Below are 10000 nucleotides of genomic sequence, written 5' to 3' on the forward strand. Positions count from 1 at the left end.
TGGGAAAGTAGAACTTGTCTTCAGCCGGCGTATGGTCGCTGATCTGGCTGGGGTCGCACTTCCAGTGGATTTGTACGCCGCGGAACAGATAGGCTTTTGCTTTCGCCATGCGGTACAGGCGCGCCGGTTTGAAGTGCGCGCCGACGCCGAAAATCTCTTCATCCGGCTTGAAGCGTTCGCGTGTCCCGCGCTTCTTCGACGGCGCAATCTGCTGAATGGGCCCCTGACTGAGGCCACGCGAAAAGACCTGCTGCCATTCAAAACCGTCGCGCCACACCGTTACTTCCAGTGTTTCGGACAGGGCATTGACCACCGAGACGCCGACGCCGTGCAGACCGCCGGAGGTTTCATAGGCCTTGCCGGAGAACTTGCCGCCGGAGTGCAGGACGGTCATGACGACTTCCAGCGCCGACTTGCCGGGGTATTTGGGGTGCGGATCGACGGGGATGCCGCGACCATCATCGCGTACCGACAGATAGCCGTCGGCGTCCAGTTCGACCCAGATGGCCTTGGCGTGACCGGCGACAGCCTCGTCCATGGCGTTGTCGAGCACTTCGGCGAACAGGTGGTGCATCGCCTTTTCGTCAGTGCCGCCGATGTACATGCCCGGACGCTTGCGCACCGGTTCCAGCCCTTCCAGCACCTCGATCGCATCTGCGCCATAACCTTCGGCGGTCATGGCGGACGGCTTGCTGGCGGCGACAGGCGAGGCCTTGACGGGCTCAGCTTTGGACGGGGTGGGTTTGGCAGCAGGCATGGCAGGCGTATCCGTCTGAGGCACGGGGGCGTCGCCGCCGAAGAGAGAGGGCTGGGGAGGCGTAGTGGACATGCGCGTACTGTGGACCGATTCGGTGAATTTCCATCCGACAGGCGATGGAGGACGTGAACAATCCATAAACAAAAAGGCCGCAAACCCCAAGGGGCTTGCGACCGATTTCTGTGGCTTAATGCCAGATGGCTTGGCCGGAAGGCTTAGAACGCCGCCTTGATGGTCAGGGCGAGCTGTTCCTTCATGGGGTTGCGAGCGAAGCTCTTGCCCAGATCGTGATCGCCGGTGTCCCAATAGCGGACGTCGAGCGACAGGTTCGAGGTCAGGGCGTAGCCCGCACCCAGGTTCCAGGTAGTGTATTCGCCCGTAGAGGCCTCATACTTGCCCATGGCACCCGAAACCGACCACTTGTCGGTCAGCGGATAGGCCGCGTTCAGTTCGTAGTAGGGGTTTTCCAGCGTTTCCCAGTTGGTGTAGATCGCCGCACCGATCGTGCCCTTGCCCATCGGGTGGGTGAAGCCGGCCTTCAGTTCGCCGAAGTTCAGAGCGTCTTCATCCGGATAGGCGTAATAGATAGCGCCGAAGTCAAATGACCAGTTGCCGACGGTCGGCTTCACGCCGGCATACAGATCAACTTCCAGCGAAGCGTCTGAACCGAAATCGACGTTCGAAGCCCAGGTGCCGGCGTAGAAGGAACCGTTGGTGTAGTCGATGCCACCCTGAACAGCGGCTTCCTTGTCTGTCTGCGTGACGCCGCGCCAGACATAGTTGTTGGTGGCGGCGATGTTGTAGCTGAGGGCGCCTTCGGCGGAGGCGGCACCGGCGACCAGAGCGCTGGCGGCGATCGTAGCGGCGAGGAGGAACTTCTTCATGATCTGTATCCTGTTTTATGGTTCAGATTATAGCCCGCAGTACGCAACTGCGGTGTAAATCGAAGTTTAATGTAGCAATTTTTACGCTGCGTACTACCCCCTGCGGAAGGTTTGGTGGCGCTTGATGTAAAATTGTCACGAATCTCTAACGCGATATTCACACACGCTAATATCAATTATATAATTGATTTTAAATAATAAAAATTCGAATTGAATCGGGTTCTCTTTTCTGTGTGTTGCAAATGTGGCGAGGTTTTTCTGCGGCGCAGCGTTACTTTTGCGCCGCAGTGCGCAAAAAGCGAATCGGTCTCAGCCTGAGAAACCGCCCGCGCGAGCAGAGGGCGGTTTCCTGATCAAACCGGCTTCACGCCTTAAAACGCGGCCTTCAGGCTGAGCACGACACGTTCGTCGCTGTAGCGCGTATCGACGTCGGTATCGTGGTAACGCAGGTCCACAGACAGGTTGGAGGTGAGGGCGTAGGCCCCGCCGAGGTTCCAGGTATTGTAGGTGCCATAGTCACCAAATGCGCCGGAAACGGACACCTTATCGGTCAGAGGATAGGCGGCGTTGACTTCGAAATAGTCTTCGAAATTGTCATCTGTGTTGAAATAGGCCGCTGCACCGATGGTGCCCTTGCCGAGGGGGTGGCTAACGCCCAGTTTGACTTCCTCGAAATTCAGGTCGTCTTCCTGCGGATAGAGATAGGCCAGAACGCCGATGTCGAAGGTAAAATTACCCGCTATGGGCTTTACCCCAGCGTAAAGGTCCAGCTCATAGTCGGCCTTGCCACCGAAATCGACGTTGGACGCCCAGGTGCCGGCGTAAAACATGCCGTTGGTGTAATCGATGCCGCCCTGAATAGCCGCATTTTCGTCAGTCTGGGTGACGCCACGCCAGACGTAGTCGGACGTAACCCCGACATTATAGCTGACCGTACCTTCGGCCGAGGCGGCACCCGCTGTGAACAGGGCCGTAGTGGCTGCGGCAATGATAATTACTTTTTTCATGATGACTTCCTCATTTTTTATGGGGCCACCTGAACGCTTCTCCTGCACAGTATTGGCGCTATAGAATTTTTGTGACGCCATGGCTTTCATAGTACATGCAAGAAAAGAAATTTCCACTACCCATTCAATAAACAAAGATAGTGTATCAAAAATGCAAAATTTAAAAGAATTGTATTCATGGAAACTACATAGACTGTACGATATAAAAAATGGAGCGCCCGAAGGCGCTCCATCTATATCACGTAGTTTGTATTTAACTATTAGTGATGCACTTCGTCATGCAGAGCCGAGTCGAGACCCGCTTCTTCATCCGCTTCCGACACGCGCAGGCCCGTAGTGAACTTGCAGATGACGAGGATGACGAGGGTGCCGATGGCCGACCACAGGATGGTATAGACCAGACCCATGATCTGCGTACCGACGCTGGCACCTTCCGACAGGCTGTTGATCGCCGGATCGGCGAATACGCCGGTCAGGACCGCGCCGAGGGCACCGCCCGCGCCGTGGATGCCGAAGGCGTCCAGCGAGTCATCATAGCCGAGCAGCTTCTTGACCCACGAAGCGAAGACGTAGCAGACCGGACCCGCAATCAGGCCGATGATCAGGGCGCCCGTCGGGTTGACGAAGCCCGCAGCCGGGGTGATGGCGACCAGACCAGCCACGAGACCGGACAGAATGCCCAGCAGCGACGGCTTACGACGGATGGTCCATTCGACCAGCTTCCACGACAGGGCCGCAGCCAGTGCCGCCAGGATCGTGTTGAGCAGGGCGGCCGCACCGATGCCGTCCGGAGTCCAAGCCGAGCCAGCGTTGAAGCCGATCCAGCCAACGAACAGGAGCGCGGCACCGATCATGACGAAGATCAGGTTGTTCGGCGCCATTTCTTCGGTGCCATAACCCTTACGACGGCCAAGGAAGAGGGCCGCAACCAGACCAGCTACACCGGAGTTGACGTGAACAACGGCGCCACCGGCGAAGTCGAGCACGCCCATGCTGCCCATGAAGCCGCCGCCCCAGACCTGGTGACAGATCGGCGCGTAGACGAAGACCGACCACAGGGCCATGAACAACAGCAGACCCGACAGCTTGATACGCTCGGCAAAGGCGCCGGTGATCAGGGCCGGGGTGATGATGGCAAAGGTCATCTGATAGGAGATCCACAGCATTTCAGGCAGGCCGGGGGCCAGATTGAAAGCCGTATCCTTGGTGACGCCCTTCAGCAGGACCGTATCGAAACCGCCGATAAACTTGTTGACGGTCTCGGCCGGAAGACCGAACAGCGCTTTGTCAGCCACCCCGAAGGACAGGCTGTAGCCGACGACATACCACAGGATGCCCGCGACGCACGACACGGCGACGGATTGCGTCACGGTGGCGATGACGTTCTTCTTACGCACCATACCGCCGTAGAACAGGGCCAGACCCGGCAGGGTCATCATCAGCACGAGGGCGGTCGAAAGGAAGACGAAGGACGAGGACGCAAGGTCCAGTTCCAGCGGCTTCTGGTGAGCGAGCAGGGCCGGAGCCGGCGCTTCGGCCGCAGCCGCTTCAGCCGGAGCAGCCTCTGAGGCCGGGGCCGCTTCCGAAACCGCAGCTTCGGAAGTGACAGCCGCCGCGTGGGCGACGGTGACGACCGGAGCCGTCATGAGGAGGGCTGCGGAGGCCGCAAGCACCTTTGAGAATTTAATCCACGTTTTCAAGTTATCCCCCTTGGATAAGCGGATGTTGCACTGGCGAAGAGTGCCGCCATCCGATTGTTTCGCAAAGGGTTTTATTAAGACTTGAGGCGAGGAGCGGGCGTCGCGAGGCGCAATGCGTCATTTATGTGTCAATATGGCCGTCTGAAACGCGCAAACCCAGAAAAACGTTTTGGTATCATGTGATACGATAAAGGTATCATTTGAAATTAAATTTCCACCCGGCTTGACGTAACGGTATCGGGTGGCGGTTTGGATCGCCAAACGCAAACAAGCCGCCCCTTTTCAGGAGCGACTTGTTCTTTGAAATCAACCCTTTGCAGGGAGATGTTCAGCTTAGCCCTTGTAGTACATCTCGAACTCGATCGGGTGCGGACGCAGTTCGAAGGCCATCACTTCTTCCATCTTCAGTTCGATGTAGGAGTCGATGAAGTCGTCGTCGAACACGCCACCCTTCTTGAGGAAGGCGCGGTCCTTGTCGAGGTTGTCGAGGGCTTCACGCAGGCTGCCGCAGACTTCCGGCACGGCCTTTTGCTCTTGCGGCGGCAGGTCGTACAGGTTCTTGTCGGCCGCGGGGCCCGGATCGATACGGTTTTCGATACCGTCGAGACCGGCCATCAGCAGGGCGGTGAAGGTCAGGTAGGGGTTGCCCAGCGGATCGGGGAAGCGCGCTTCGATACGCTTGCCCTTCGGCGAGGAGACCCACGGAATACGGATCGAGGCGGAACGGTTACGCGACGAATAGGCCAGCTTCACCGGGGCTTCGTATCCCGGAACCAGACGCTTGTAGGAGTTGGTCGTCGGGTTGGCGAAGGCGTTGATGGCCTTGGCGTGCTTGATGATGCCGCCGATGTACCACAGGCACAGGTCCGACAGACCGGCATACTTGTCGCCGGCGAACAGCGGCTTGCCGTTCTTCCAGATCGATTGGTGGACGTGCATACCCGAACCGTTGTCACCGAACATCGGCTTCGGCATAAAGGTCGCGGTCTTGCCGTAGGCGTGGGCGACGTTCTGCACGACGTACTTGTAGAGCTGCGTACGGTCGGCCATGGTCAGCATGTCCGAGAACTTCAGGCCAAGCTCGTGCTGGGCCGGGGCCACTTCGTGGTGGTGCTTTTCCGGTTCCATGCCCAGTTCGCCCATGACGGCGAGCATTTCGCCGCGCAGGTCCTGGCACGAGTCCACCGGGTTGACCGGGAAGTAGCCGCCCTTCGGGCCCGGACGGTGACCCATATTGCCTTCGGCGTATTCTTTGGCCGAGTTGATCGGCAGTTCCGACGAGTCGAAGGAGAAGCCAGTGTTGTTCGGGGCGATCGACCAGCGGACGTCGTCGAACAGGAAGAATTCGGCTTCCGGACCGAAATAGACGGTGTCGCCGATACCGGCCGACTGCACGTAGGCGAGCGCCTTCTTGGCGATCGAGCGCGGGTCGCGGTTATAGGGCTCGTTGGTGTCCGGATTGATGACGTCGCAGAACAGGAAGAGGGTCGTCTGCTGATAGAAGGGGTCGATATAGGCCGTCTTCAGGTCCGGGCGCAGCTTCATGTCGGATTCGTTGATGGCCTTCCAGCCGGCGATCGACGAACCGTCGAACATGGTGCCGTCATTGAGGAAGTCTTCATCGACGAGATCGATGTCGAAGGTCACATGCTGCATCTTGCCGCGAACGTCGGTGAAGCGAACGTCAACGTACTTGACGTCCTTTTCCTTGATGAGCTTGAGAATGTCTGCTGCGGTCATTTTTTGACGCCCTGGGTTTTTGGTTGGGTAGTTTGGGGAGGATCAGACCGCTTGCGGTCCGGACTCCCCGGTGCGGATGCGAACGACATCAATGACGTCGCTCACAAAAATCTTGCCGTCGCCAATCTTGCCTGTGCGCGCCGCGGTCTGGATGGCCTCAAGTGCGGCCGGTGCCAGATCGTCGGCAACCACGAGTTCAATTTTGATCTTCGGCAGAAAATCAACAACATATTCCGCACCCCGGTAGAGTTCGGAATGTCCTTTCTGGCGGCCGTAGCCCTTGGCTTCCAGAACGGTCATACCCTGCACGCCGATTTCCTGAAGGGCTTCCTTCACTTCATCCAGCTTGAAGGGTTTGATAACAGCTTCGATCTTTTTCATGAGCAATCCTGATCACGACCGTTAACAGCGAAAATCTTTTGCATTGCGACAGAATGCAAGCCAGATTCCGGTGAAACAGCTCACTTGACTGTAAAGATTTATTACGATGCGTGAGCGCACCCGTCCTGCCTTTAGACCCAGACGAGAGCGAATTCAAAAGGAAAATACGCCTGTTAGCTGATTTCCCTTTTTGGGTGTCTGCTTATAGGCGCAGCGCAACCCGATATGATTGCGTCTGAAATTAAATGCAGTCGTGGATCAGGTAAAGTTTAAAACGAAACCCGCGGCAGAAAAGGCTCCGGAAGCCCTGAAAGGCCCCGCCGTTGAGAACGGGGCCTGACCATACGGCAGACGGTCTGGCTCACCACGACTTGGTGAGGCGCGTGTAGAGATAGCGCCCGTTGAAGCCGAAGGGTGAGCGGGCGCTGAAGGCGGCACCGCCGTTATATTGCGTGCTGGCGGTCGGCGTCAGTGTGCCTGAGAGCGTCGTCAGTGGCGTCTGATTGGGATAGACGTCGCCGATATTGTCGATGCCTACGGCCCAAGTGACGCCGTTGTCGAACTTGTAGTTGCCCGACACATTGACCACCGTCTTGTCGCCGGTTTCAAAATCGAAGGCGGCGTTCGACTGCGCGACCAGAACCGAACTGTAGGAAACGGCCGACACGCCCGCCGACCACTTGCCCAGTTTCCAGTCGATGGCGGCGTTCAGCTTGTCCTCCGGCGTCGAACTGGACAACAGGTTCTGATTGACGCGCGCGAACAGGGCCGGGGGCGAGGGCAGGCTCGACAGCGTATTGATGGCCGGGAAGCGGTCAATATCCGTCTCCCCGTGGTTATAGGCGAGGCTGAAATCGTAGGTTCCGAAGCCTGCTGTGGGCAGGCGATAACGTGCCACGAGGTCGATGCCCTTGGTCGTTGTGTCCACACCGTTCATGAAAAAGCGGGCGGCGTCCACCCCATAGGGCGACAAGAGGTTGAAGACACCTTGGTTGGTGATGGTCGTGCCGCTTCGGCCGATCAGGTTTTCGGTCAGGACGATGCGGTCTTCGATTTCGATCTTGTAGGTGTCGAGGGTCAGCTCAAACGGCCCGCTGTGGAAGACGAAGCCCAGCGCCAGATTTTTTGAGGTTTCGGCCTCCAGAGGCGCGGCCCCCAGCGCCTTGGCGACCGAACTGGTGGCCGGGAAGGTGGTGATCAGCAGGGGGACGCCGCTGACGAAATTGGTGGCGGTCGAAGAGAAATACTGCTGTTGCAGGGACGGGGCGCGGAAGCCGGTCGAGGCCGAACCGCGGATGGCGAAGGCGGGCGTAAAGTCGTAACGCGCAGCGATCTTAGCCGAGGTGTTATCACCAAAATCGGAATAGTCTTCGTAGCGAACGGCGATACTGCCCGACAGCTTTTCGGTAAGGCTGGTTTCAAGGTCGAGATAGGCCCCGAAATTGTGACGGTCCACATCGGCGACGTTCTGCGGGAACAGGCCGGGGAAGCCCTGAGCCCCCTGCGGCGCGCTGAGCGGCCCCTTGGCCCACGACTGCTCCTCGCCCTGTTTGATCTTGTAGGTTTCGCCGCGCGCTTCAAGGCCCCAGGCTACGTTCAGCGGCTTATACAGGCCGATGTCGAAGGGCTGGACAAAGCTGGCATTGAAGACGGTCTGGCTATAGTCGAGTGAGCCTGAATAGAACCACGTCTTTGAGGCCGTGCCGTAGGAGGCGTTGACGCTATTGGCCGTTGCGTAATCCAGCTTATTGTCGCCGAAGGTCAGGCTGAAATCGGCATCCCAGCCACCGAGGCTGCCTTTCACCCCGCCTGTGGCTGACATGTCCTTGGTGTGGACCTGAATGATGGGCAGGAAGCCGTCCGGATAGATGGCAGCCACATTGCCGGAATTGGTCGGGTTGCGGTAGTTGGCGGCGCTGTCGTTACGGCGGTCCTGATAGCCGGCAAAGCCATAGGCCGACCACACATCATTGATTGCCTTTCCCGCATTGGCAAACAGGGTCAGGCCGCGCTCCTGCGGGTCGCCATAGCGCGACTTGATGGCTGCCGGGGTGACACGGGTATCGAGGCCGCCGCGCGAGGTGGGTTTGCGGTCTTTATATTCACCGGAAAGGGTCAGGAAGCCGTCGTCGAGCAGAGGCAGGCCGACCCAGCCGCTCAGAGACAGGCTTTCGCCATCGCTGCGGTTATACCAGGTGTTAGCCGTCTTGACCCGCGTGTTGTAATAGCCGCCAGACAGGGTGACAGAGCCGCCTCTGGACGCTTCGCGCAGGCGCAGGTTCATCACGCCGGCAATCGCATCGGAGCCGTACTGCGCCGAAGCGCCATCGCGCAGGATTTCGACGGTGCCGAGTGCGGCTTCGGGAATGGTGTTGAGATCGACCGCCGCCGAACCACGCCCGACAGAGCCGTTGATATTGACCAGCGCCGAAGCGTGACGGCGCTTGCCATTGATCAGGACGAGGGTCTGATCCGGGCTCAGGCCACGCAAGGTCGCCGGGCGCACGCTGTCGGTGCCGTCGGTGACTGCCGGGCGCGGGAAGGAGATGGAGGGGGCCAGACGCGACAGACCCTCGGCCAGCTCGGTCGAGCCCATGCTCTGAAGGGTTTCGCTCTTGATGACGTCCACCGGGGCGAGGGTTTCGAGCTTTGAGCGTTTGACTCGCGACCCGGTCACCACGACCTCGGTGGCCTCCTCGGCGGCGGACTGGGCCAGAGCAGTCGAGGTCAGCAGGGGTGAGGCCGAAAGCGAGAGGGCGATAACGCTGCTCACCTTCAGCAGGCGTTGGCGGAGACGGAGTTTGCGCGTGGATAAGGTCATAGGGCACCACTCTGAGCTGGAAACGGGTTTGGCGAAGGCGCTTCGCCAGTCAGACTGGCATGGGATGCCCGTCGCTCAGGTGAGTGTTGACACAAGTTTGTCACATGTGAAGACGCCGGGTTTGGGCCTTCAGATCAGGTGCGGAAGACCTCAAACCGTGTAACGCGCTTTTGTGACGCATGCGTCAAAATTTGATAACGATGATTTTAGAGCGCCTTTTATCCTGGAGGTTTCCGGAATTATCTGAGGTGTCAAAAATAAGCGGTGTTTAGACACCGTTCAGAAAAGGGACGTTCTCGTATGCGAGACGACAGATACCGTCGTGACGTTGCCGAAATGTGACGTTTTTATGAGAGGGCTGGCGCCGTGTTGGCGAGCAGACACGAAAAAACCCCCTGAGTGCGGGACTCAGGGGGTTTCTTTCGACCGTTTAAAGGATCGATTAGTACTCGTACGACTCTTCGATGGCCTGACCGGCACCGCCTTCGAGAAGGTCGGCAGCGGCGGCTTCATCAGCCAGACGGTCTTCTTCAAACTGCGAGGCGATAACGTTTTCGCCCGCGGCCTGACGCTCGGCCTCTTCAGCCGAACGCGCGACGTTGACCGTGATCGAGATCGTGACTTCGGCATGCAGGCGCACCTTGAGGGTGTGCAGGCCGAGGGTCTTGATCGGGGTGTCGAGAACGATCTGATTGCGCTCGACCTTGCCG

Annotated in this window: 8 protein-coding genes; all 8 read right to left on the reverse strand. The window is 58.6% G+C overall.

What is annotated here, in order from left to right; genetic code table 11:
* On the reverse strand, nucleotides 1-829 hold an 829-nt coding region (locus LDL37_RS04350), incomplete at its 3' end, for an ATP-binding protein (protein ID WP_290794901.1).
* Nucleotides 830-972: 143 nt separating this feature from the next.
* Complete coding sequence (locus tag LDL37_RS04355) at nucleotides 973-1641, reverse strand: TorF family putative porin (RefSeq protein WP_290794904.1); 669 nt, start codon at nucleotides 1639-1641, stop codon at nucleotides 973-975.
* Nucleotides 1642-2012: 371 nt separating this feature from the next.
* Complete coding sequence (locus LDL37_RS04360; protein WP_290794907.1) at nucleotides 2013-2648, reverse strand: TorF family putative porin; 636 nt, start codon at nucleotides 2646-2648, stop codon at nucleotides 2013-2015.
* 260 nt (nucleotides 2649-2908) lie between these two features.
* Nucleotides 2909-4348, reverse strand: a complete 1440-nt coding sequence (locus tag LDL37_RS04365) for an ammonium transporter (RefSeq protein WP_290794911.1) — start codon at nucleotides 4346-4348, stop codon at nucleotides 2909-2911.
* Between the two features lie 333 nt (nucleotides 4349-4681).
* A complete protein-coding gene (glnA, locus tag LDL37_RS04370) occupies nucleotides 4682-6088 on the reverse strand; it encodes a type I glutamate--ammonia ligase (protein ID WP_013480240.1) in 1407 nt (468 codons plus the stop codon).
* 42 nt (nucleotides 6089-6130) lie between these two features.
* Nucleotides 6131-6469: a P-II family nitrogen regulator gene (locus LDL37_RS04375; RefSeq protein ID WP_013480241.1), complete on the reverse strand. Its 339-nt coding sequence runs from the start codon at nucleotides 6467-6469 to the stop codon at nucleotides 6131-6133.
* A 361-nt stretch (nucleotides 6470-6830) separates the two neighbouring features.
* The gene (locus LDL37_RS04380) at nucleotides 6831-9290 is read right to left on the reverse strand and encodes a TonB-dependent receptor (RefSeq protein WP_290794918.1); all 2460 of its coding nucleotides are present in this window, start codon (nucleotides 9288-9290) and stop codon (nucleotides 6831-6833) included.
* Nucleotides 9291-9732: 442 nt separating this feature from the next.
* Nucleotides 9733-10000: 50S ribosomal L9 C-terminal domain-containing protein (locus LDL37_RS04385; RefSeq protein ID WP_290794921.1), on the reverse strand; the 268-nt coding region annotated here is incomplete at its 5' end.

The organism is Asticcacaulis sp., from assembly GCF_020217185.1.
Lineage (GTDB): Bacteria > Pseudomonadota > Alphaproteobacteria > Caulobacterales > Caulobacteraceae > Asticcacaulis.